Annotated in this window: 25 protein-coding genes and 1 tRNA gene; 12 read left to right on the top strand and 14 right to left on the bottom strand. The window is 42.6% G+C overall.

Annotated features, from left to right (window positions below):
- Positions 1 to 3: 3 nt before the first annotated feature.
- Positions 4 to 1,986, bottom strand: coding sequence for an LTA synthase family protein (locus ON006_RS25430; RefSeq protein WP_244824050.1), 1,983 nt, complete (start codon positions 1,984 to 1,986; stop codon positions 4 to 6).
- Positions 1,987 to 2,091: 105 nt separating this feature from the next.
- On the opposite strand from ON006_RS25430, the gene ON006_RS25425 reads away from it, so the two are divergent.
- Positions 2,092 to 2,164 (top strand) — tRNA-Met (locus ON006_RS25425).
- Positions 2,165 to 2,373: 209 nt separating this feature from the next.
- Here ON006_RS25425 and ON006_RS25420 read toward each other — a convergent pair.
- The gene (locus tag ON006_RS25420; protein WP_244824049.1) at positions 2,374 to 2,820 is read right to left on the bottom strand and encodes a hypothetical protein; all 447 of its coding nucleotides are present in this window, start codon (positions 2,818 to 2,820) and stop codon (positions 2,374 to 2,376) included.
- Positions 2,821 to 3,179: 359 nt separating this feature from the next.
- Between ON006_RS25420 and ON006_RS25415 the strand changes: the two genes are divergently transcribed.
- On the top strand, positions 3,180 to 3,608 hold the full coding sequence (locus ON006_RS25415; RefSeq protein WP_244824048.1) for a hypothetical protein: 429 nt from the start codon (positions 3,180 to 3,182) through the stop codon (positions 3,606 to 3,608).
- A 1,074-nt stretch (positions 3,609 to 4,682) separates the two neighbouring features.
- Here the strand turns inward: ON006_RS25415 and ON006_RS25410 are convergent.
- From ON006_RS25410 to ON006_RS25380, 7 genes are all read right to left on the bottom strand, one after another.
- Positions 4,683 to 4,964 carry a helix-turn-helix domain-containing protein gene (locus ON006_RS25410; RefSeq protein WP_244824047.1) on the bottom strand — a complete coding sequence of 94 codons (282 nt, stop codon included), beginning with the start codon at positions 4,962 to 4,964 and terminating at the stop codon, positions 4,683 to 4,685.
- A 383-nt stretch (positions 4,965 to 5,347) separates the two neighbouring features.
- The gene (locus tag ON006_RS25405) at positions 5,348 to 6,811 is read right to left on the bottom strand and encodes a hypothetical protein (RefSeq protein ID WP_244824046.1); all 1,464 of its coding nucleotides are present in this window, start codon (positions 6,809 to 6,811) and stop codon (positions 5,348 to 5,350) included.
- A gap of 112 nt (positions 6,812 to 6,923) precedes the next feature.
- Complete coding sequence (locus ON006_RS25400) at positions 6,924 to 7,394, bottom strand: hypothetical protein (RefSeq protein WP_244824045.1); 471 nt, start codon at positions 7,392 to 7,394, stop codon at positions 6,924 to 6,926.
- Positions 7,391 to 7,732 carry a hypothetical protein gene (locus ON006_RS25395; RefSeq protein ID WP_244824044.1) on the bottom strand — a complete coding sequence of 114 codons (342 nt, stop codon included), beginning with the start codon at positions 7,730 to 7,732 and terminating at the stop codon, positions 7,391 to 7,393. The genes ON006_RS25400 and ON006_RS25395 overlap by 4 nt, the downstream gene beginning before the upstream one ends.
- The gene (locus tag ON006_RS25390) at positions 7,729 to 8,031 is read right to left on the bottom strand and encodes a helix-turn-helix domain-containing protein (protein ID WP_244824043.1); all 303 of its coding nucleotides are present in this window, start codon (positions 8,029 to 8,031) and stop codon (positions 7,729 to 7,731) included. The genes ON006_RS25395 and ON006_RS25390 overlap by 4 nt, the downstream gene beginning before the upstream one ends.
- A gap of 174 nt (positions 8,032 to 8,205) precedes the next feature.
- Positions 8,206 to 8,904, bottom strand: coding sequence for a hypothetical protein (locus tag ON006_RS25385; protein ID WP_244824042.1), 699 nt, complete (start codon positions 8,902 to 8,904; stop codon positions 8,206 to 8,208).
- 40 nt (positions 8,905 to 8,944) lie between these two features.
- Positions 8,945 to 10,264 carry a site-specific integrase gene (locus ON006_RS25380; RefSeq protein WP_244824041.1) on the bottom strand — a complete coding sequence of 440 codons (1,320 nt, stop codon included), beginning with the start codon at positions 10,262 to 10,264 and terminating at the stop codon, positions 8,945 to 8,947.
- 355 nt (positions 10,265 to 10,619) lie between these two features.
- Between ON006_RS25380 and ON006_RS25375 the strand changes: the two genes are divergently transcribed.
- From ON006_RS25375 to ON006_RS25340, 8 genes are all read left to right on the top strand, one after another.
- On the top strand, positions 10,620 to 10,970 hold the full coding sequence (locus ON006_RS25375) for an ISAon1 family transposase N-terminal region protein (RefSeq protein ID WP_267609907.1): 351 nt from the start codon (positions 10,620 to 10,622) through the stop codon (positions 10,968 to 10,970).
- Positions 10,966 to 11,949, top strand: a complete 984-nt coding sequence (locus tag ON006_RS25370) for an ISAon1 family transposase (RefSeq protein ID WP_445440921.1) — start codon at positions 10,966 to 10,968, stop codon at positions 11,947 to 11,949. The genes ON006_RS25375 and ON006_RS25370 overlap by 5 nt, the downstream gene beginning before the upstream one ends.
- 698 nt (positions 11,950 to 12,647) lie before the next feature.
- Positions 12,648 to 14,063, top strand: coding sequence for a hypothetical protein (locus tag ON006_RS25365; protein WP_244824779.1), 1,416 nt, complete (start codon positions 12,648 to 12,650; stop codon positions 14,061 to 14,063).
- Between the two features lie 124 nt (positions 14,064 to 14,187).
- A complete protein-coding gene (gene rpmH / locus ON006_RS25360) occupies positions 14,188 to 14,346 on the top strand; it encodes a 50S ribosomal protein L34 (protein ID WP_015813300.1) in 159 nt (52 codons plus the stop codon).
- A gap of 71 nt (positions 14,347 to 14,417) precedes the next feature.
- On the top strand, positions 14,418 to 14,861 hold the full coding sequence (locus ON006_RS25355; RefSeq protein ID WP_244824781.1) for a ribonuclease P protein component: 444 nt from the start codon (positions 14,418 to 14,420) through the stop codon (positions 14,859 to 14,861).
- Positions 14,862 to 14,867: 6 nt separating this feature from the next.
- Positions 14,868 to 16,520 (top strand): S41 family peptidase, encoded by a 1,653-nt coding sequence (locus ON006_RS25350; RefSeq protein WP_244824783.1) that lies wholly within the window; start codon positions 14,868 to 14,870, stop codon positions 16,518 to 16,520.
- Between the two features lie 39 nt (positions 16,521 to 16,559).
- On the top strand, positions 16,560 to 17,252 hold the full coding sequence (tsaB, locus tag ON006_RS25345; protein ID WP_244824784.1) for a tRNA (adenosine(37)-N6)-threonylcarbamoyltransferase complex dimerization subunit type 1 TsaB: 693 nt from the start codon (positions 16,560 to 16,562) through the stop codon (positions 17,250 to 17,252).
- Between the two features lie 76 nt (positions 17,253 to 17,328).
- Positions 17,329 to 17,865, top strand: coding sequence for a DUF2480 family protein (locus ON006_RS25340; protein WP_244824786.1), 537 nt, complete (start codon positions 17,329 to 17,331; stop codon positions 17,863 to 17,865).
- Here the strand turns inward: ON006_RS25340 and rnhB are convergent.
- Genes rnhB through ON006_RS25320 form a run of 4 tightly spaced genes read right to left on the bottom strand, consistent with a single transcriptional unit; the run spans position 17,823 to position 21,293 of the window.
- Positions 17,823 to 18,452: a ribonuclease HII gene (rnhB, locus tag ON006_RS25335; RefSeq protein ID WP_244824788.1), complete on the bottom strand. Its 630-nt coding sequence runs from the start codon at positions 18,450 to 18,452 to the stop codon at positions 17,823 to 17,825. The two genes, ON006_RS25340 and rnhB, sit on opposite strands and share 43 nt — an antisense overlap.
- Positions 18,452 to 19,474 (bottom strand): VWA domain-containing protein, encoded by a 1,023-nt coding sequence (locus ON006_RS25330; RefSeq protein WP_244824790.1) that lies wholly within the window; start codon positions 19,472 to 19,474, stop codon positions 18,452 to 18,454. Before ON006_RS25330 ends, rnhB begins: the two co-directional genes overlap by 1 nt.
- A gap of 9 nt (positions 19,475 to 19,483) precedes the next feature.
- Positions 19,484 to 20,404: a hypothetical protein gene (locus tag ON006_RS25325; protein WP_244824792.1), complete on the bottom strand. Its 921-nt coding sequence runs from the start codon at positions 20,402 to 20,404 to the stop codon at positions 19,484 to 19,486.
- A 1-nt stretch (position 20,405) separates the two neighbouring features.
- On the bottom strand, positions 20,406 to 21,293 hold the full coding sequence (locus ON006_RS25320) for a DUF58 domain-containing protein (protein ID WP_244824794.1): 888 nt from the start codon (positions 21,291 to 21,293) through the stop codon (positions 20,406 to 20,408).
- A gap of 84 nt (positions 21,294 to 21,377) precedes the next feature.
- Between ON006_RS25320 and ON006_RS25315 the strand changes: the two genes are divergently transcribed.
- Complete coding sequence (locus ON006_RS25315) at positions 21,378 to 21,737, top strand: DUF4296 domain-containing protein (RefSeq protein ID WP_244824796.1); 360 nt, start codon at positions 21,378 to 21,380, stop codon at positions 21,735 to 21,737.
- Positions 21,738 to 21,790: 53 nt separating this feature from the next.
- Positions 21,791 to 22,540, top strand: a complete 750-nt coding sequence (locus ON006_RS25310; RefSeq protein ID WP_244824798.1) for a polyprenol monophosphomannose synthase — start codon at positions 21,791 to 21,793, stop codon at positions 22,538 to 22,540.
- Here the strand turns inward: ON006_RS25310 and ON006_RS25305 are convergent.
- Positions 22,518 to 23,711 (bottom strand): M20 metallopeptidase family protein, encoded by a 1,194-nt coding sequence (locus ON006_RS25305; protein WP_244824799.1) that lies wholly within the window; start codon positions 23,709 to 23,711, stop codon positions 22,518 to 22,520. The two genes, ON006_RS25310 and ON006_RS25305, sit on opposite strands and share 23 nt — an antisense overlap.
- Positions 23,712 to 23,785: the final 74 nt, after the last annotated feature.

The following is a 23,785-nucleotide window of genomic DNA, read 5'->3' as shown; positions in this document are numbered from 1 at the left end:
TATTCATTTTTTCAGGGACGACAATGTGCCCGGGGTCGGGACAATCAGTCGGTCATCCAGCATTCTATTTGAATATTGCTGAATAAAGGCCTTGACCTGCAACTCCATAGGCTCCTGAACCTTCGGAATCTGGCCCATCAGATTATTTTTCAAAAGCTTGTCTTCCTGATAATTATACAAACCTACGGTTTTCCGGCCATCAAATTGCAATATGTAGGGTCCGTTAAACCATTGATAACCTCCATCGTAGTTCACGGCAAAGTTCAAAGGCACCTTGCCAAATATATTTTTGCCATAAGCAAAATAGGGTTTATCATAATGTAAATAGCCCAATACCGAGGGCAGAATGTCAATCTGCTGGACCAATGTAGTGCGGTCAATGCCATTCATTGTGCTGTCGCCGGGTGCATAAAAAAGTATTGGTACAGAGAAATTCCCAGCCGCAGTCTGATACTCAGGATAATGCGCAAAGGTAGCTGAATGATCGGCTGTAATAATGAAAAGGGTATTATTAAACCACGGCATCGTTTTCACTTTATCAAAAAACTTCCGCAGCGACTGGTCCGTGTAACCCATTGTTTCATAAATAGGCAAAGCGCCTTTTGGGAATTCCCCCTTGTATCGCTCAGGAATCTGAAACGGGTCGTGGGAAGAAACGGTAAACAATGTACTGATGAATGGTTGCTTGAATGTATTCATTTTGCTTCCCCAGAATTGCAAAAACTCCTCATCCCAAATTCCCCAGATGCCATCGTAGTCCGCATCATTATTATACTCCGTCTTTCCGTAGTAATTTTTTACGCCAATCAGGTTTGTAAATGCCTGAAAACCCATTGATCCATTGGGAGCTCCATGAAAAAAGGAAGTATTATATCCTTTTTCCTGCAACAATTCCGGCAGACTTGGCAGCTTGTTATCTGTGTACCGAGTAAGGATAAACGGCTCGATCATTCCCGGTATGCTGGTAAGCACCGACGGGATCGCTTCGATCGATTTGGCACCATTTGCAAAAGAATACCAGTTCACTTTGCTGTGCTGCATTAGTGAATCAATGAACGGCGTGTAGCCTTTGTATTGTCCATTTTCAAGGTGATGGTTGTAACCGCCCACCATTTCTTTTCCAAAACTCTCCCAGATCAGGATGACCACATTTTTGGGTTGAAACGCTTGCCCATTAGCTTCCGGATAATGAATCGGTGAATAAATGCTATTCAATTCATTATCATCCGAAAAAAAGTTAACTCTCTCGTAATCAGTTTGTTTTAATGTTTTATAAATACAAAAAGGAGTATTCAGGACGATAAACATTTCTTTCGGCTTGTTCACGTATTCGCCGGCATTACTCAAAGTGATTGGCCTGGTACTATGTAAAAATCCGCCTCTCACCCCTCCAATAAAAAGAAATACCGCCCCTGCCATTAATATGCTGTGGAGCAGGAAAATCTGCCAGGCAGGTTTCGACGGACGCTCTGTAACTTTCCACTTTTTAGTAATATAAACGATCGCAATGACCAACAAAACCCATATCAGGAAAACATACCAGTAATGAATCAAAAACCCGAGGAACAATTTGGAAAGGTTATTTTCGTGCGAAAATTCCTGTAAAACTGTCCAGGTGCTTCTTTTGATCGTAAAGCGGTAGTAAATAAAGTCAGCGCAATTAGCAAGCAATGCAATGCTGTTGGTCCCGATAAAAAGATAATCCAGCGCCTTCTGATAATTTTTCCTGAACTTGAATGTAAACGGTGCGAGGATTAAAACGACATAAAGAATATTGGTATAAAGTACAGCCACAATGTCAAATCGCACTCCTCCAAGCAACAATCTGATCGCCTGGCCTGCATCAATCCCGGGAAAGAACGAAATGTTAAACCAATAAAACAGCACTCTGCAGACTGTAAATAATATCATGATGCCGAGCAGCCTGAGCAGCAGCACCTGATGCACACGCCACCCGAAACCGGCAGCGTTAAATTGAAAACTCATATGTTGATGTCAGAATGTTAGAAGCGACTTTCTAATATTTTTTTACAAAAATAGTTGTTTTCTTCAAAACAAATGTTGTATGTTTGCACTCCAATTCAACGACACCGCGGGATGGAGCAGTTGGTAGCTCGTTGGGCTCATAACCCAAAGGTCGCTGGTTCGAGTCCAGCTCCCGCTACACAGAAAAAGCCTAATTAGTTATTTATTAACTGGTTAGGCTTTCTTCTTTTCACACGTTGGACGGCTTATTGGACGGAATGTTAAAAACTATCGTTTTGGACGGGTATAGTCTCTTTGCGAAAGTGTCAATGGGGCTGAGGTTAGTAAGACCAAAATGTGATAACTCTTAAATTCGTTGCTTTCTAGTACCCTGCCGCTCCAAAAAATTTAAATCGTAAATTCTTTACCGACAATACCGGCTATGGAGTGCCATCTACTATAAATTTCTCTTTGCATTTCCTTAACCTGACCGTCTGTTTTAGGTAAGCTCTCCGAATACTCTCCCCATATAGTTATATTCCTTCCTAGCCATTCCGCTTGCATGCCCTCTTTTGGCTCTCCTGACGGCTTCGAATGAGGATTTAGGCTCTCTTCTATGAACGTTACCAATTGCGCAACCTCGTGACGAATATTCACATATCCCGACTCAGATTGCCAGCGCCTACGAATTGACCGTTTTGCATGTAAACTTTCCTCTATCTCCTCATCGGTAAGACCTTCCCTTTTCAGCTGCTCCAAATACACTTGGGCAAGCTGCTCTTTTTCCCATTCAATAAATTCGTTTAACTGCCCCGGCAGAGGGTCACCGGATTGTACGGCATGTGGATTCATCATTTGCTTAAAATATTATTAGTGTTATTATCTGTAATAGCTATAAGAAATAACCAATGCCGGTGTTAACTACTCAAAATTACTATTTGACTACAAGTTACATCGTCTTACGAAAGGAGCGTTTTTTTGAGATTGACAAAAATGATGTTCGGATACTATTTGTGTTAGTCAAAACCCACACGAGTTCAAAGGCTTGTTTTTAAAAAGTTCATTGAAGAATACAAAAAAATTCGCTTTATCCGTTTTGTTCCGGATAAGCAGTTGCACAGAGTAAGACGTTAGGCGCTTTGGTTTATACTGTATAATCGGTGAAAATTATGCTATATTGATAGAATATATTATCAACATAAAAAGCGTCGAATATGAAATACTTGTTCCTACTTGTTTTTACAAGTGTGTCGCTAACTTCTTTTGGACAGTCAGAGAAAATATTGGCTCATGCTGTAACTGAAATTAAATTTAATCTCGATATCGACGTCGCAAAGTCTGAAATTTCGGATCGCTATATCACAGCAACCAGAGAGGTACTGGATTCTCTAAGTTCTCACTCACACTTTAAAAGCCAATTTGACTCTTTGTCGATAGTAGGATCCATAACAGCAAATAGGGCTGAAAATGACATGTCCATTGTTCAGCCTGGTTATCGGCTCCACCTCAAACTAGTTGATAAATCTGATAATATTATTAATACTAAGGATGTATTTATCAAAAATTTTGCTGCTTTATATGACAAGAATAGTATCAAAGACACAGCTGCTTGGGTTGTTCCGGATTTAGTAAAATTGAGGTAATTGACCACTTGCTGGTGCGAGAGATATCGAAAGCATTGATTCTACACTCCCCCCTCAATAAGCTGGTATGGACGAATAGAGACAAAGAATAATTTACATGTTCAGCAAGTAAGCACTTCCCGTAAGGACGACGGATTATAATTCTGAGGGAAAATGGTTGAAGGCATATTGGACTTTACGAAAAGACTGCAAACCCTGTCCTTTCAAACCCATCAGCTGCCCGATCACTAGTTCGAGAAGGATCGTAAGGAAAGCGTACAACCAATGGATGTCTCATGTATGCGCGTTTTCTGAGATTATAATAAATTACAACTTTTGGCTAGATTTTCGTGTCTAAACAACATGATTGCCTAGTACGAGTTATTGTTATCGAGCTACTGTTATGTTATGAAATCTAAAAACCAGTTAATCAAAATATTCCTTACCTTTTTTTTCTCATATGCTATTATAGCATGCGGAGCTTGTGATGATCGAATTAAATATATTGATGCTTGGGGGCGTATTATTGCAAAAGACAGCTGCTCCCTGAATGGACGAACTGCGTGGATTGTTGACCTGGATATGTCCCGAACGCGCGTACCTCGGGCTGATATGGTTTTGCCAATTCACAAAGACACGATTAACGGAATTCGATATAATGGACTGGTGCGTGTATTTTGCAATATCCAGGAGGCTGATACAATCATATTTACGAAAGAGTTTAATCTCAGAATGAAGCCTTTAACAACGTCATGCCCGTCATCCTCGTACGATTTTTCTAGTTACAATGCTTATGATGATTATTATTACACAATGTAATGTGTCCACTATAAGACAATAAGGATTCGGTATGTTATCCGCTCTACCTTGTGGCCGCTTTTTCCATTGAAGTAACGATCATGTGAAGAAACTTTTTGTTCATTATCCTAATAGTATAATACGTGATGACTGCACCCAGCTTTGACATGATCATTTCGAAGAGCGGCAAAAGGTGTATCAAATCGTTATCTACGAATCAATTTACCATCTTCAAATGCGCATCTGAGTTAGTGAGACACGGCTCCTAGACAACTCACTCCGTGATTTTATGGCCTCCTACTTATTCCCTTCTAAGCCCTTCAAATAATTAAAAATAGTACTTTTACTCACCCCAATCATTTGTGCGATTGTCGCGAACGAAAAGCCCCGTTCCCGTAACTCCTTTGCCCTTTGAGGAAGTGCTACCGGGTTAGCCTTTGCCTTCCACTCATCTACCTGACTATACCTCTCCACCGTTCGGGGCGACAAATCCAATAATTTCGCTATTTCCGAAAATGTCAGCCCCTTTACATGATAATTAAAAGCCCTTTCCCGGATTGTGTGTGTTTTCTTAGCCATATTCTGCGTAATTTTTGGTAGTCTGATTACTGGTTAAACTTAAATCTCACTTAATTATAATTGCCCCTGCGTACCATGCTTTTGCACGACTGCGTATTTCTTAGATGCTTTTTGTATCAGAAAATCGATACCCCTAGTACCAGAAAGATCGGTTGCACATGCTATTCTCTGGCTTTTTTCGGCCTAAATCATCCCATTTCCGGCTGATTTGGGTCTTTCCAACCTCAAAATTCCCGGCGAATGATGAGGTAAGCGTACTTTTTGTACCACTTTTGGAAAGGCCTTACCTATGTACTGAAAAACTGACACTAAACTTTAATTTTTTGCCCTATTTTCGGGCTAACTTTCAATCTGCAAGTCCGTTGCACGATTTTAAACGGCGTTTAAATGCTGTTTAATGGAGTAACCTCGTTAAAGTCAACCAATTTTTGTAAGTATTCCCGTGCCTCGCTGTAAACCAGAAGCTTAAATTTTTTTCCATCTGCGATCCGTGGGATACTTTCTACTGATACAACCATATCTAGCCACTCCCGGCACGGATTGATTTCCGACGAATGCAATATGTCAGAATAGAGCACCCCATTGAACATGTAATTAATTATTAGAAATCGATTTGCCTCTTTTGCTTTCATTACGACTCGTTTTTTATTCCTACGATTGTTACTTTCTGAATTCCGACATTTTTTTGCCGCTAGTCCTTTATACTTCTTCGAACAAAACCTGCTACCGCGCTTTTGCTCCGATATGTCTTTTCCACAGCACCGGCATGTTTTTGAGGTTTCAGTTTCCGACAAATTTTTATCTATCTCCCTTTGTTCCTTCTCTTGACTAGGGACTATTGCACTATCGCATTCAAGTTGTGCAATAGTCCATCCTTCGGTTGCTTCATTGGTTTTCTCGCAGTCCGATAATTGGTGCAATAGTCTCTCCCTTTCAGCTTCCTCGAACAACGCAGTCCAAGTATCCGTCAATAGAGTTTGTAGCATCCCGGCATAGTTGAAAGCCTTACACTTCTCTAAGAGGACTGGCAACCGGTGCCGCATCTTGTACCGCTTTCGCTTGTCAAATCGTCGCCACTTATCCCGGTCACGTAGTAAGCCGTAAAGTGCGTGGTCGGAATCTGACAAAAGGGAAACATCAGCGTCAATGTCCACAAAGATCATTTTGTCGAGTACCGTCGCCATCAAATTCAGCAAGGGAGACACTTTTTCCCGCACAGTTAGATCAGCCAATGTCTTTATATTACAACTCCTTAACCACCTCATCCGATTGGTCGCTACCTCAAACCGTAGCAGGTTGCTGACCTCTTGAAACTTTTGCACAGGAACATCCGTAGCGGCCTGCAATGCCTTATCATAGAGTTTTATATCGAAGTCGAATGAGGGGCACAGTCTGCCTAAGAGGGGCTTACGGGCATTGATCACTTCAAAGGTTTTATCCGAGTATGAGATCAGAGAGGTAAGTATTTTTTTCACCTCAAACGGCACATTTACATTAACCCCAATTTCCATATTCTCAATGAGCGTACTAGCCGGGCACACCGCAAAACGTGTTTCCAAGTCATGAACTACGTCAACCAAATCGTTAAAAGTGAACTGATTGCAGTTATGATTACCGTTGTTAAAATACTTGTGAAGCGATCCCCGAATAGTCATTCCGGTAGTTCCGTCAGGATAAGGCTTTATTTCAAATCGCAGGCCTTTGTACAAGGCCTTTCTTACTTCATTTATCGGTTTACCTGTTTTGGAATTAACCTTAACAGCAAACCGTCCGGCCAAATCTTCGCAGTTAAGCCACAAAGAAGGGTCTACGCCGAAAACCCGCAGGTTAACGCCATCAATTGCCATGATACTAGTGATTTATGATTTTAAATGTGTGTACTTATGCCCTAAATAACTTACCTCAATTCGTCGTACTACCTGATTACGAGCAGCTGACGATCTGATAATGAGGATATTATTAATACATATGACGTAGACGGAACGGCTCTACCTTAGCCAGTTCCAGCTTTCTCCGATTACTTGGCTTGACTATCTTTTGCCTTTTAACAATTCCAGAATTATCTAACTCCAAGCCGTATACGTCCGCAATTAGCTTACCGGCACGAATCAAGCAATCAATCAACTCTTCAAAGTGCGGAAACGGGCTTTTCCGGGGAATACTAAGGAGAGTCCATGCTTGCAACACTGAACTATCGGCTGCCTTTATCCAAGCACGATTGGCAGTCCCACAAAGTGAGTTAGGTACACCAAGCGGATAGGCTCCTAATGCCTTGCGAAATCCACGTTCAAACGTATAAAACCCTTTGATTTCTTCCTTTTTCAATATGCTTATTGCCAAATCGGCGTAGGCTATTGACTCCCAGAAACATGCTATCTTTTCTTCTATTATACAGGGTATCGCTCCAGCCCCTTTTAATCCCTCATTCATAGCTCAAATTGGTTTTTTACTGAACAAATACTATCCAAAGCACTCTCTAAAAGATCACTGATTTTCTCAACATCAGCCGCCCTTAATTCCCCTTGCCATAGAACAGCTAAGGAAGCCGATACCAGCGAATCCGCGCAATGAATCAAGGTCTTTGTATTATTTGGAAAGAGGTAAACGCCGAATGGATAAGCGTCCAAGGTATTCACCAACAACGCAAATGAATAGGGACATTTGTCCTTTCGATTTAAATCGGCCTCAAATTCGGGCAATAGATCGAGGGCGGCCATAACAAACGACTTTTTACGTTCAATCACGACAAGGATTAGGTTTATACTCATTTTAAAGCACCTCCTTTCTTAGTGGCTTGCGCTGCCTGCAAAACTTCTGACTCAATATACCTCACTTGGTTTCCTAATCGATGAGGCTTTAAAATGCCCTGCTTAGACCAAGCCCAAACGGTAGGAAGTGATATTTTTAGAAACTTTCCCACTTCCTCACGCGTCAAAAATACCGTTTGGTCGGGTGGGTTAACTCTTGCCCCTAATTCATCCAGTCGCTTATTTACGCTACTGAATAGCTCCAATAACGTTTGAGCTGTTAATCCTTCTACTTGCAAAATTTGTGTTTTTGTAATCACTGTTTACTGTGTTTTAATTATTTAATGGTTCAAAGGAACCACCAAAACGACAGTGAAATCAAGCATAGAATAGCATAGAATTTGGAAATTTTATTCTATTGCCCATCACAAATTACTGCAAGTCAGCTAGTTAAAAAAATGAGGTCTCATGCCGACCCACAGACAATAAACATATCATGAAAGGTCTGATCTTTCAGGTATAACGAATTTTGCCTTATTGGAATCAACAAGTTTGTTTGTATCACTACCAAAGTCATTTATTGCCTGATAAACGACCCCTTTGCCAAAGTCCCCATCAAAACAATTTAAGATAGCTCTTTCAAAACTCGCCATATTTGGCTTTCCATTTTTTCGTTGAGGTACTTTTATAAACCCTTTTTTTGCCAGTTCGCTGATAATAAAACCCAATTGAGAAGGTGTACCCAACCAATCCAACTTAAGTTTATCAGAGTCTAAATCAGCAAGTTCCGAAAATTGAGCTTTTTCGTCATGAAGGTAGTTGACTAAGTCCCACATCGATAAATCATGAGCAAGGTTATCGATAATCTCTAATCTCCCGTAGGGGTTTTCAGGATTATACGATATCGGGCCAAAAGCATTTTTTATGTAATAAGCCTGATAATGATATGCTGGGACTCTTGTTAGCCAATCCTCAATCATGTCCAACACGTTGTATGCGAGATCGCTAGAATTCATGTATGACCTTACCTTGTCTTTAAAATCGTCCTCTCGAATGGTCTCTATGATTGATATCTCGTTAACATCAGGAAGAAAAGGCTCAACCCCCACAAAGTTGCCCGCAAAACGCGCTGTATTACCTGAAAACTTAACAAGCTTATCAAAGTACCTTCCAACATTTACTAATGAATTCATTTTTTGGTAATAATTAAAATTGGTCAAAAGTGAAGGCCAATCACATAGCCTCTCGGAACACCCCTCTGTCAAATTGCTTTTTCATCAAAATTGCATGCTCTTCTTGTGTCACTTTAATGTATTTGTTGAAAGATTTTTCGGTTGCGTGCCCCGTTACCGCCATTATTGTTTTTGCTGGTATCCCTCTCAAATACATATTGGTAGCAAAAGACCGCCGTGCAGTGTGCGTCTTAACAAGTTGCCATTTTGGAACGGTCTTGGTAATACGCTTGCCTCCCTTTGTGATCGAAATGCTTTCCAATGTTTCCCATTTTGCAAGCTCGCAGACCTCCTTTATGTAATCATTCATTTTTTGGTTAGAGATCGCACAAGGTAAATTGCCGTCATACTTCTTAAACATTTGTTCGACAATGGGGAAGCAAGGAATAACAACCTTCCCTAACGTCTTATTTTGCTCTATTCGAATGAAACCATTTTTTATTTGGCTTGATTTCAAAGTGGTTAGGTCAGAAAATCTCAGGCCGGTATAACATCCAACCAAAAACAAGTCCCTCACTTGCTCCAACCTTTTGTTGTCGGACAAGTCAATTTCTGCTATTTGTTTTAGTTCCTTTTCAGAGAGGTAAATAGAATCTGACTCCTCATTAGTCACCTTAAATTTAAGGCTCTGATGTGCTTTATTGTCACTTTTGCCATAAGTCACCGCATCATTCAACCAGACTTTTAAGGTTTGAATGTATTTCCCAATGTTATTTACTGAAAATTCCTTTTGCTCTAAATATTGCTTGAAGTCGGTATAAAAGACAATATCAATGGTGTTAAAATCAACAACCCTGTCGTAGCCACTTGCAAATTCTTTCAGGACTGAAAAGACCGTGTTATACTTTTGAATCGTCCTATGGGTAATCTTGGTGCCCTTTGAGTTCGTGCGTTCAGGCGATTTATCAATAAAGTCCTGAATAAACCTATAAAGCTTAGGAACGGTATCTGTTTCGATCTCCTTCGGGTTTTTCCAATTGTCTATTGCGTGTTTAACAGCCTCCTTCGTGACTGCCACCCTCTCGGACTTCATCTCATTCAAGAGCCTGGAAACCTCTTGCTCCATATCAGATAGGTATCTGTTCACCTGATCTTTATTAGACGCTAACAACACGTTTTTAACCCGCTGCCGTCCCTGACTTACAAGTTTGCCTGCCTTGTCGTACTTAGCACCGTCCCAATGCTCTGGAAGAACCTTAAAACCGGTTGATACTTTTATTCTGTCGTTGTTGAATCTTATAATGCCATAGATCGGGGTTTCTGCCTTTGCCTTCGGATCGTGCAGGATGTAAGTGATTTGAGAGGTAGTTTTCCTTGCCATAGTTTAAGAATTTGAACACGGTCAAAAGTACTTATTCTATTTACTCCGCCCAACGGATTGGACGGAATATTGGACGGAATTATTTAATTTACTTTAATTCTCTCATATTTGATTTAATATATCGCAAGGCTAAAAAGTCTGATATCTGACTAAATAAGGGCTTTTTTAACAGTTTTAGGGCTCCATACCAAAAAGCAATATTTAAACATATTGAGTCCAGCTCCCGCTACATTGAAGAAGGTCACTATCGAAAGATGGTGGCCTTTTTGCGTTTTGGACCAATTGAGGATCAGTCCGAAAAGTTGGGGGGAAGGAAAATAATTGTTTGTTTTGCGATGAATCAATTTAAAGAGCATTGCAAGAGTCTTACCAAGCCCTAGTCCGTTTCCTGTTGCCCGAGGGCATCCTCGATTATTTCGAGCTTTCCAAAATAGTTGAAGGCCTCACTGGCCTGAATATCTATCTGGAAGAAAAGAATCTTCCTCCTGCCGAATACAAGGATCAAAAATTAGAGTCCAAAGGCTTTTTACCCGAGATATACATTCAGGATTTTCCGATTCGTAACCAACGTGTCACACTCTGTATCAAGCGCCGCCGGTGGGAAGTCAAGGACACCGGCGACATTGTTAGCAGGGATTGGAATGTAGTGCAACAGGGAACTCGGATGACCAAGGAGTTCGCTGATTTTTTAAAAACAATGTATTGATAATAATCCCGTCAGTTGTTCACAGCTAGGCAAATACTTTCATCTCGACGGCAAACAGCTTCAACAGCAATACAAGGACCACATCAGTGATTACAAAGACTGGGGTCAGCGCGAGCATGCTGCTGAATGGCTTTTGTATCCAGAAAACACCGGTCCATATTTAAGTATTGACGAAACTTCACTATCCAATGGCGAACTTTACACGATTGTAACTAATAAGGCTGCAAAAGGTAGAAAAGGCTCTTTGCTGGCAATGATAAAGGGTACGCAAGCAGCATCAGTGATTGAGGTTTTGCGAAAAATTCCCAAGCGTATTCGCAGCAAAGTGCGGGAAGTAACACTGGATATGGCTGCCAATATGGGAATGATAGTCAGTCGGTGTTTCTCCAAAGCAGCAAAGGTTATAGACCGGTTTCACGTTCAAAAACTTGCTTATGATGCTGTCCAGGAAATCAGGATCAAACATCGTTGGCAAGCTCTGGATCAAGAGAATCAGGCTATTGAAGCTGCAAAGCAGGCAGGTGTGCCATACGAACCTGAAATTCTTGCAAACGGTGATACAATCAAGCAGCTATTGGTCAGAAGCCGTTATTTGTTATTTAAGCACTGCGACAAATGGACTGCTTCGCAAATCCAGCGTTCCAGATTGCTCTTTGAGCGTTATCCGCTCATAAACCAAGCCTACAAGCTGGCGACAGGATTAGGGACAATTTTTAGGACTTGTAAATCAAAAGAACATGCCTTCAAAAAGCTTGCGCTCTGGTACAATCAAGTGGAAGATTGCGGCCTTGATTCTTTCAAAACCGTTGCCAAATCTATTCAAACCCACTATCTGGACATTCTGAACTTCTTCAATAACAGAAGCACGAATGCTTCGGCTGAGTCCTTCAATGCGAAGATCAAGGCTTTTAGGTCGTCATCCAGAGGAGTGAGAGATATTCCATTTTTCCTATTCAGGCTTACCAAACTCTATGCTTAATATTCCCCAAGAATTCAGCTTGATCCCCAATTGATGCTCTTGCGATCGAGCGCGATTACGATCATAACCCAAAGGTCGCTGGTGCGAGCGGCGGGCGATCCCGGACAGCTCCCGCTACATTGAAGAAGTCACTATCGAAAGACAGTGGCCTTTTTGCCTTTTAGACCAATTAAAGTATTGTTAGCAACAATTACTCCCCTCTTTCCCATTGCGCTCCGAATTACATTAATCGGCATTGTCTCATCTTGCGACCGTTTTACAATGAAATTACGCATATGACTACCACAAGCTCACATTTTTCGGGATTTGAACATGGTGCTGCTCAATACTTAAATTTCTACAAACGCAAAAAACCTTCACACTTGTCCTCTCCGAGGGCCGCATCGTTCATTGTAGAATGGAAGATGATATACATTTCCGCAACTGGCTTGTAAACAATCACCTTGAAGACATCCGGGAATCGTTTTATAAAAACTACTCAGCAATGGTCCTTCCAACCGCGTAGCATTCCATCTTTCATTCAAAAATTCCATACATTTTTAAAAAAAGAATCTGGATTAGCCGTCTAATTTTAAAATCAACCGTTTAGTCAACCGGGTACGGGATCAGGTGTGCTTTGAGGGACAAAACTGCTATCATTAGAAATAAATGTTTTAAGTTTGAATATCATCCTGACGTCAGAATAGAAACATTTACTCATGATCCATTTGTCCTGGTTTGAAAATCCTGGCAACAAACAGAAGTTGCTAGTATTGGCTTTTGTAGTTCTTTTGTTGCCGTTTATTGGCGTCTCATTTTTTACTTTCCCAACTACCGACGACTACTGTCACACCCTCGCTGTCAAAGATTTGGGGTATTGGGGCTACCAGCAACATTATTGGAAAACCTGGTCTGGTCGCTACATTGGCACATTGATATCCTCCACTCAGCCGCTGGCGTATGATTCCTACCTGGGCTATAAAATTGCCCCAATCGTGTTGCTTTTAGTATACGTTCATGCTTTTTTCTGCTTTGTAAAAGCACTTACATTAAACAAATTTCCTGCCTGGCAAACCGGGCTTTTTGCGTTTCTGCTGCTTTTTGTAATGCTTGCCGAAATGCCTGCCATTTCAGGTTATTTTTATTGGTATACCGGCTATTACTACACCGTTGCAGACATTGGCACGCTCTATCTTTTTGCTTATTTATTCCGGCACTATCCCGCGCTTACCAGTACAAATGTAACATTGCTATGCCTGGGACTCATTTTATTGATCGGAATGAATGAGTATACACTGGTTTGGCTGGTGATACTTTCTGGTTCTCTTTTCTTTTTTCGCAGTATGAGCAAGAGGAAGTTGCAATGGAAGGAATTGCTTTTTAGTATTATTTCGCTGGCATTCGGAGTATTGTCAGTGACGGCTCCGGGTAATGCTGCCAGGGCCGAATCGGGCTTGTACCCTACTCCATTGAAATACAATCTTATCTTTTCACTAAAAAATAGTCTGGTCTGGGGCATTCATAATTTTTCAAAAATGGCCCCAACATTGTGTGTGCTGACATTGGTACTGATCCCCCTGGCGGCTCAGCTTTACAATTCCAGACAAAAAGGAGAGTTCAAATTTTTATCAGTTCACCCGGCTCTTTCGCTACTTATTTTTGCCGGATGCCTCTATCTGAGCTACTTCCCCTCTTACTGGTCCATTGCCGAGCCCCCTAATCTTCGCGGGCAGTGTGTGATCAATTTCTGGACATTGATCGGCTGGACTTTCAATGTTTTTGTACTGACATTCAGGGCTATGGAGAAGGGCAAAGTGAAAATTGCAACAAGCCTCGGTGTACTGGGATGGGCTGTGGGATTATACTTTCTGACCATTTATACCAGTAATTTCAATTACCGCTCAGCCTGGTCTGATTTGCTTACGGGTCGTGCCTACCGCTACAATCAGGAAATGATAGCCAGAACAGCGCTGGTTCTCAATACAAAGGAACCGCAGGTATATGTGCCTAAGTTGAAAAATATGCCGTACACAATACTGTCTGTTACTGACCTTTGGGACCCTGCCTGGGCTTCTGTGGAGGTGAACAATGGGTGTGCGGAATGGTATTTCAAGAAAAAGTTTTTCTATAAATGACAGCTGTCTGAGATATATTTTTTAAAATTCCAGTTAAACATTGACATAATTTAAATTTTTGTCTACCTTTGCAAGCCAAAATTACGGGTAGAAGAGATTTATATCGCAATAATTTGATACTGAGATGAAACGTACCTTTCAACCATCGAATCGCAAGAGGAGAAATAAGCACGGTTTCCGTGAAAGAATGTCCACGGCAAACGGGCGTAAAGTAGTTGCCGGTCGTCGTAAAAAAGGCCGTTGGAAACTAACGGTTTCAGACGAAAAACGTCATAAGCAATAATCAGTGTTTGAAAGTTTGAGTAGGGGACGCCTAGTCTTTTCATAGTCTGACAAGTTCGATAATTCTCAAACTTGTCAGACACTTTTTTCTACAAGAACTTGAAACAAACATTTGGTAAAAAGGAACGTTTGTGTAGCCCCCGACTTATCGGAAGGCTTTTTCAGAGAGGTAGTGCGGAGATTCATACGTTCTACCTTTTTCCTTTTAGAGTGCTGTATATCTACGACATACAGTCACCTCCCCCACTTCCGCAGGTGCTATTTTCCATTTCCAAGAAGCAGTTCAAACGAGCCGTTGACCGGAATCTGGTACGTCGCCGTTGTCGGGAATCCTACCGGCTCAATAAAGCATCCCTGCTTGCATTACCCACGGAATCAAGACCTTCATACATTGCTTTTTTGTATCTTGCAAAAGAAATAACATCTTACGACGTTATTGAAACGGCTATGAAACAATCGCTCAAAAGACTTGAAAGATTGCCTGCGGCCCATCCGAAAAATCAATCTAATTCCTGAACATAGATGAAAAAGTATCTTCGCTCGATCTGGTTGACCATACCAGTTATTGCAGGTCTTGCATTTGTTTCTTTCCGGCAGGACGACCGCCTCTTCGAAATTGCCCGTAACCTCGATATATACGCCACACTGTTCAAGGAATTGAATGCTTATTATGTCGACGAAATCAATCCTAATCAACTGATTAAGACGAGTATCGATAACATGCTGCGGTCACTTGATCCTTACACCGTTTACTATGCGGAGGATGATATTGAGGATTATATGACTATGACTACCGGCAAATACAATGGTATCGGTGCGATGGTCAACTCAGCGGACGGGAAGCATACGGTGATGATGGTGTATGAAGATACGCCAGCTCAGAAAGCGGGATTACAGCTTGGCGATGAAATCACAAAGATTAATGGAATAGATCTTTCGACGAGAGAGGATTTTGATACCGGAAAATTATTAAAAGGCCAGACCCAAACCAGCGTTACCCTGACTGTAAAACGTTACGGAATCACGAAACCACTCGAAATTTCGCTTAACCGGGACATCGTAAAAGTGACCAATGTTCCTTACTACGGCATGATCAGTGAAGATGTGGGGTACATTGATTTGAAAGATTTTACCGCAACAGCATCCCGTGAAGTTCGCAATGCATTTCAGGAGCTAAAAGGAAAAGGCATGAAATACGTGGTACTCGATCTTCGAGATAATCCGGGTGGACTGCTGAACATGGCCATTGAAATATCAAATATATTTATTCCAAAAGGTCAGGAAATTGTTTCTACCAAAGGCAAAGTGAGCGAGTGGAATAAAACTTACACAGCCTACAATCCTGCATTGGATACTGAAATTCCCGTTGTAGTGCTTACCAACAATCGCAGTGCTTCTGCTGCTGAGATCGTTTCGGGAGTTATTCAGGACTATGACCGCGGCGTGCTGATTGGTCAGCGTACTTACGGAAAAGGTCTTGTGCAAACTACCCGCGATCTTTCATTCAACACCAAAATGAAGATCACAACGGCTAAATACTACATTCCCAGCGGCCGGTGTATTCAGGCGATTGATTACAGCCACCGTAATGATGACGGCAGCGTAGGTAAAATTGCTGATTCATTAATGACCGAATTCAAAACCAGTAATGGACGCTCAGTATTTGATGGAGGCGGTATTTTACCTGATATCCTGACTGAAAAAGAGACCTATTCACCATTAGCTACGTCTTTGGGCCGCAACCGTCTGTTCTTCGACTATGCGGTGAAATATCATTTTGAGCACCCTACCATTAAGCCCGCAAAGGAGTTTCATTTGACTGACGCTGAATATGCTGCATTCGTGAAATGGCTTGGTGATAAAGAGTACGACTACACCACGCAAGTTGAAAGGGACCTTAATAATCTGGAAGCTTCTGCTAAAAAAGAGAAATCGCTGGAAGTGATTGAAGATCAACTGAAAGCATTAAAATCGAAGCTTACGCATAGCAAGGACAACGATTTGCAGATTTTCAAACCGGAAATTAAACAAGTAGTGGAAGAGGAAATTATCAAACACTACTACCTTGAAAAAGGTATGCGAGAGGCATCCTTCAATGAAGATGCGGAGGTTAAAGCTGCTCTCGCACTCTTTAAAGACTCTGCCCGCTACAACGAAATCCTGAAAAAGAAATAATACATTCCGCCCGTCACTAACCTGGCGGGCTTCGCTTTTATGCTCTTATTAAGTATTGATACTTCGATCCGCGGATGCTCTGTGGCGCTTCACGGAGATACCGGATTACTCGCATCCTACGATCTTTATACCGACAAATCATCGTCCGCGATGCTGACAACACTTATAAAAAATGTTGTCCAGAACGCCAGTTACAGCTTATCCGACCTGGACGCGATCTCGATTGCGAAAGGCCCGGGCTCGTATACAGGTCTGCGGGTAGGCGTATCCACGGCCAAAGGTCTTTGCTATGCATTGGAAAAACCATTGATCGCCATTAATACGCTGGAAGCAATGTCATTACAGCTCTCTCCCTTCTTTCGGGGGCATTTGCTCTGCCCAATGATTGACGCGCGGAGAATGGAAGTGTACACGGCTGTATTTAATGATCAGAATCAATTTGTGGAGCCAACACGAGCGGTTATTATGGATGCTGATTCTTTCCGGGATTTATTGAAAGAACATAAAGTCGTTTTTTTCGGAGACGGAGCAGCTAAATGTAAGCCATTACTTTACGATCATCCCAATGCTGTATTTCCAGAACAGGAAGTCCGGCCGTCGGCCAAAACAATAGGAAGCCTGGCGGTTAATGCATTTGAAAATGCTCAATTTGAAGATGTGGCTACATTTGAACCCTATTATTTAAAGGATTTCATGTCTCCTGCTCTCAAAAAGATGAAAGTAAATATTTAAGAAACATGATTTTCAGGCTGCGGACAAACAATCTCTTCCATTTTGGTGTTAACAATTTGAAAAACAAAAGTTAAAGATGGAAACAGAGGAAATTGTAAACCGGGTTGCAGGCAGTGGCATTATCTCATTGGATCTGGAAGAATTATATCACCCCGGCGAGCGCATACTTTACGATATCAAAGACAATCTCTGGCAAGGTATGATCCTCCGGGAAAAGGATTTCCGGGAATTTCTTAAAGGGCATGATTGGGCCCAATATCAGGGAAAAAACATTGCCATTATCTGCTCCGAAGACGCCATAGTTCCTACCTGGGCCTATATGTTGATTGCGGTTCAGCTTGAACCATTTGCTAATACGATTGTTTTCGGAGATTTGAATGCATTGGAAGACAAGCTCTTCGCAAACGCAATTCACCAAATTGATCCAGAGGAATACCGCGGAAAAAGAGTGGTGGTAAAGGGCTGCAGCAAAGTCGATGTGCCTGTATCTGCGTATGTAGAGATCAGCAGGATATTAAAGCCTGTGGTGCAAAGCCTGATGTTCGGCGAACCTTGCAGTACTGTTCCTCTTTATAAAAAACCTAAATCTTCCGTCGCTTCCTCAGCCGACTGATCCGAATCTTCTTTCAACAATTTGAATGTCATGCGGTGATACGGGCATGGTCCGTGCAGGCCTATGGCTTTGCGGTGGTGGATCGTGGGATAACCTACATTATGCTCCCAACCGTAATGCGGAAAATGTACTGACAGGTTGGACATCAATTCATCACGGTAATTCTTGGCCAGTACAGACGCCGCCGCAATGGAAAGATAATGTGCGTCGCCTTTGATGATGCAGGTATGCGGGATCATCGGGTATGGTGTAAACCGGTTTCCATCTACTAGTAAGTGTTCCGGCTTCGTCCTCAGCTTGTCAACCGCACGGTGCATGGCCAGGAAGCTGGCTTTCAGTATATTAATCTTGTCAATTTCAATGTTATCCACCTCGGCAACTGCCCAGGAAATTGACTCGCGGATTATTTCCTTTTCCAGGTCAAGTCGCTGAACTTTGGTGAGTTGCTTGGAATCATTGAGAAAAGAATGCTTGTAATCTCTTGGTAAAATAACGGCGGCGGCTACAACCGGTCCGGCCAGGCACCCTCTTCCAACCTCATCCAGGCCAGCTTCAACTACATCGATATTGTAATACGCTTTCAGCATTAATCTTCCAGAATGTTCGCCATAAAAGTACTTTTTGTCCCGATCGCCAGCAGCAGGAACAACACTGCCCAGTAAAGATATATTCTGTAAAAGTCGCTCACATCCCGTGACAAAACGTCTCGCGACTTAACTTTTTCCAGCTGGTCTATTTGTTTAAACACCGTTTCAAGAGCGGTATTATCCGTAGCACGAAAATACTTTCCATTGCCCATACCTGCAATATTTTGCAGCTCCCCTTCATCCACCAATGCACCAGCAACGCTAGTGCTATCTGTCCTTGCACCTTTCTTGGCACGGCCCACGGAGATAGTATATACTTTTACGCCAAATGCATTGGCGAGTTGAGCCGAAGTTGTCGGTCCCAGGTTACCCGAGGTGTTGTCCCCGTCGCTGATCAGAATCGCGACTTTGCTCTCTCCCCGAGTTTCTCGCATGCGGTTCACAGCCACGGCCAGTGCACTACCTATTGCAGTTCCGGCAGTGGGGATCATTGCAGGGTTTATTTCATCTAAAAATCCGTAAAGCAGCTCGTAATCCGTAGTAAGCGGGCAAAGGGATACGGCTTCTCCTGCAAAAATGATTAGCCCTATTCTGTCCTGCAAACGTCCTTTAATGAATCGTCTTGCTACCTTTTTCGCAGCTTCCAGCCGATTGGGACTCAGATCTTTCTCCATCATGGAATCCGAAATATCCAACAAAAGCATAATGTCAATCCCCTCCGAATACTGGTCCCTGCGCTCGGAAATCACCTGAGGCCGGGCCAGGGAAACCAGAATGAGGCAAATAGCTGATCCTACAAAAACGGGCTGCACGAAGCGCAAAAGGGTAAGCCAGCTCCGGAAGCCGCTCACCGATGTATATGTAATGGTGAGCCGCTGCTTATGATTTCGGTGAAAAGCATTACGCAGCCAAAACAAAATCGGAATAAACGGAATCAGGTATAAAAAATAAGGGTACACCCATTCGTATGAGCGCAAAGCCTCATAGCCAAACCATTTGAGTGAAAACCATGGATCTGTCATAGCAAATTATCAGGTCAGCTGGGTATCGAGGATGAATCTCCTTTTGGCACGGTAAAGCCGCGTAGCGCCGGTTTTCAGTACTTCCAGATATACATCCATATTTTGGGATTTTCCCTGTCCGTAAACTATGCCATCCATATTTTTCAATGCATCGGCCAGATCGTCATCGGGCATATTGTCCATAATTTCTCGTGTGGTATAGGTTGCAAATGGTTTTTTTTCCAATCGTTCCAAATAATTTTTCCAGACGATGATTGCCTTTTCTGCGTCCTTAATGTTATTTTTTTCCCGGGCATTACGCATCAGCCTGTTGAACGACCGTAAATATTCAAGGTGTCGGCGCTGCAACTTTACAAGCTGCCATTGCTTATAGATATCCTGTCCAAATACCCAATAGATACTTCCTACTACACCAATAATCAATGCTATCGACCCGATCAGCATCGAGAAATTGAATTCCCTGCTCAACGGCAACAGCTCCGTCTCAGCTTGCAAAGTCGTCTTTTGCCCTGAATTCAAAATATTGCTTTTGATCAAAAAGACAGAATCCGGTGCGGTAAATACAGCTGTACAATCCTTTTTTTGAAAAACATAAACCGGCATACGAAGCGACTGTATTTGAGAAACATCAAAGGATACAAGCTGGTAAACTGCACTATCCAGCGTTCCCCTGCCGTCGGTTACCGAAGAGAAACTCTTTTGGGATATTATTTCAAATGGTGAAAAATTGTAAGAAGAATCGGGAAAGAAAACCTCCACTTCGGGCTTATGGCGTGCAATGAGTGAAAAATAGACCGGTTTTCCCACTTCTACGCTATCGGAAAGGAAGATGCCCACAGGCTTGATCCGCTGGCCAGACGCGGTAAAAATGCCCAACGTAAAAAAGCAGATCAGGCATCCCGAAAAACAACGAAAAGCTATTTTATCCATTTCACGACTGGGCAGTACTTTTGGTATAACGCCTTACCTTAAACAAATGGATAAGTGCAGGAACATAGTCTTCCTGCGTATTGATCGAAATGTAATCAGCCCGGTTTTGATGGCAGAGCCTCTGCAATTCTGTGCTTCTTACGCCAAAGCGGTTTGCCATTTCTTCCCGGTATTTCTTTGAAGATGTATTTACCCAAACCGTACTTTGCTTTTCGGCATCATACAAAGGAATGATGCCCAGTCCCGGCAAATTCACCTCCCGCGAGTCGTACAAATGAATAACAATGAGGTCATGCTTTCTTGCCAGGGCTTTCAGGTTATGCTGGTAATCGCTATCGATAAAATCCGAGATCAGAAAAATAAGGCTGCGCCGTTTCAGTACATTCAATGTGATCAGGATCGCTTCGGCAATGTTGGTTTTGGTAGACTCGGGGATTAATTTATATAACTCCGAAATAACGCCGTACCCGTGTTTCATCCCGTCCGAAGGTCTGATATAACGCTCATTCCGATCAGAAAAACACAGCAAGCCTACCCTCGTAGCCTCCTGAATGGCTGATAATGTCAGAACCCCGCAAATTTCTTTGGCAATGTCAATTTTGAGCTTGTTGACTTCCCCTACCTGCTGGGAAGCGCTCACATCGAGCATGAAAAACGCTGTTTGCTCCTTGTCTTCCTTGAAAATCTTAACGAACGTGCCGTGTCCTTTGGCAGAAGTATTCCAGTCTATCGCCCTGACATCGTCCCCATACTGGTAAAGCCGGAGATCGTCAAATTCAAGGCCCGAGCCTTTGAAGACCGAATGAAAATTGCCGTGACGTTCGCTGGTCACCGCTTTCCGCATCCGGATTTCATACTTTCTAAGCTTTCCCAAAAACTGTTCAAACATAAGTTTTCCGAAAAAATTACCACCTTTGTTACCAGGTGTACCTTAACAAAGATAGGCATTTTGAGAGTTATGCTGCGTCCGACTATGAATTTCACGAATGGTGTAATCCTTTTTGTATTCTCGTGTTTGCTTTTTTCAAGCTGCATAGACGAGGAGAAAGCGCCGAAAAATACACTGTCAGAAGAGCAAATGGCTGCTATACTAACAGATATCCATTTGGCAGAATCCAGGGTGAACAGGCTTCAATTGCGGTCCCTGGATTCATCGTTAATGATTTTTAACAAACTGAAAAGCGATATCTGGAAAAAACACAAAGTAGACACATTGGCTTACCGGGAGAGCTATTCCTACTACATGACACACCCCCAGACGATGACCCGCATTTATGAAAAAGTGAACAAGAAAATTGAGATTCGGGAGAAAAATAATAATATTAAGCTCTGAAAAGCATATATCCTTCTATATCACACATTTAACTTTCTAACCATCATTTCATTGTGAACAATTGTATTGTAGTTATCCCCACCTACAACGAGATTGAAAATGTTGAAGCCATCATACGAAAAGTATTTAGCTTAAAGCATAAGTTTGACCTTCTGATTATCGACGACGGATCTCCCGACGGCACTGCTGCAGTTGTAAAGGATTTAATGAAAGAATATGAAGGCTGCCTGCATATGGTTGAAAGAAAAGGAAAGCTAGGGCTGGGTACTGCCTATATTCATGGCTTCAAATGGGCCCTCGAAAGAGGTTATGAATATATTTTTGAAATGGATGCAGACTTCTCCCATCCGCCCGAGGATTTGATCCGTCTTTACCACGCCTGCGCTACGGAAGGGCATGATGCTGCGATCGGCTCACGGTACATTACGGGTGTTAATGTCGTTAACTGGCCGATCAACAGGGTTTTGATGTCTTATTTTGCCGGCTATTATGTGAGAATGATCACCGGCATGAAAATCATGGACCCAACCGCCGGTTTTATTTGCTACACAGCAAAAGTGCTGAAAACCATCAACCTGGACAATATCCGGTTCATCGGTTACGCATTCCAGATCGAAATGAAGTTTAACTCATGGAAATTTGGTTTTGACATTGTGGAAGTGCCGATCATTTTCACAGACCGTACCAAGGGTGCTTCGAAAATGTCACGAGGAATATTTAAAGAAGCCATTCTCGGCGTTATTAGCCTGAAAATCAACAGCTACTTCAAACGCTACATTCCTAAACACCCAGTTCAGAAATAGCCAGCCAGCTCATTAGTCCGGTAGAAATTTCGAGCGCACTTTCGTCAATGTCGAAGGTTGGGGTATGTACGCCGGAAATGATCCCTTTCTCTTCGTTGCGGGTTCCGAGACGATAAAAGCAGGAATCTACAACCTGTGAGTAGAACGCAAAATCTTCTCCCGCCATCCAGAGATCCAGGTCGATCACATTCTCCGCGCCCATATAACCGGTTGCGGCAGTGCGAACCCGCCGGGTCAATTCTGGATGATTTTTGAGGAATGGATATCCTTTTACTATCTCAAAAACACAGCTTCCGCCCATGGCTTCCGCAATATTTTCGGCCATTTTTTTCATTCTTTTCAAGCCGTCTTCCCGCCATTCTTCGTCCATACAACGCCAGGTTCCCTGAATTGTCACCTCATTGGGAATGACATTGGTAACACCGTCAGCAATGAAGCGGCCAAAAGATAATACCGCAGGATTGGCAGGGTTACGGTTACGGCTGATGATCTGCTGCAAAGCTACAATGATGTGTGAAGCCATCAGTACCGGGTCAACCAGCTGGTGCGGTGCCGCGGCATGGCCACCTTTTCCCTTAACCGTAAGATATAATTCATCCGTACTGGCCATGTACATTCCCTCACGAAAACCGATCTTGCCAACAGGAATATTAGGAGCAACGTGCTGTCCTACCATACTGGCTGGCTTAGGATTTTCCAGAACACCTTCCTTGATCATTAATGAAGCTCCGCCCGGTGCTTTCTCCTCAGCAGGCTGAAAAACCAGTTTAATGGTCCCTTCAAACTCTTCTTTCAGGTTGTTCAAAATACGAGCGGTACCGAGCAATGACGACGTATGCACGTCGTGTCCGCAGGCATGCATGACGCCCGGAACGGTTGATTTGTAAGGTACGTCATTGGCTTCCAAAATAGGTAGCGCGTCCATGTCAGCCCGCAGGCCCACCACTCTTTTTTCAGGATTCCGTCCTTCAATAATCGCTACTACACCCGTTCCGGCAACACCTTCTTCCGGTTGTAACCCAATGGCCGTCAGTTCAGCAGCTACATATTTTGCCGTTTTAAATTCTTCAAATGACAATTCGGGATTACTATGAAGGTGACGGCGATGGGCAATGATATCTGCTGACTGTTCCTTGGCAAGCGTTTTTATTTTTTCCTGAAGCTGAGACATATTGAAACTGAATCTTTACTGACTGATGTTTGGCTTTACAAATCTTTCAAAGGTAAGCATAAAGACAATAACGT

Origin of the sequence: Dyadobacter pollutisoli, from assembly GCF_026625565.1 — a bacterium.
Lineage (GTDB): Bacteria > Bacteroidota > Bacteroidia > Cytophagales > Spirosomataceae > Dyadobacter > Dyadobacter pollutisoli.
Note: the sequence above shows the minus strand (reverse complement) of the source record. Positions and strands in the feature narration are given on the sequence as shown.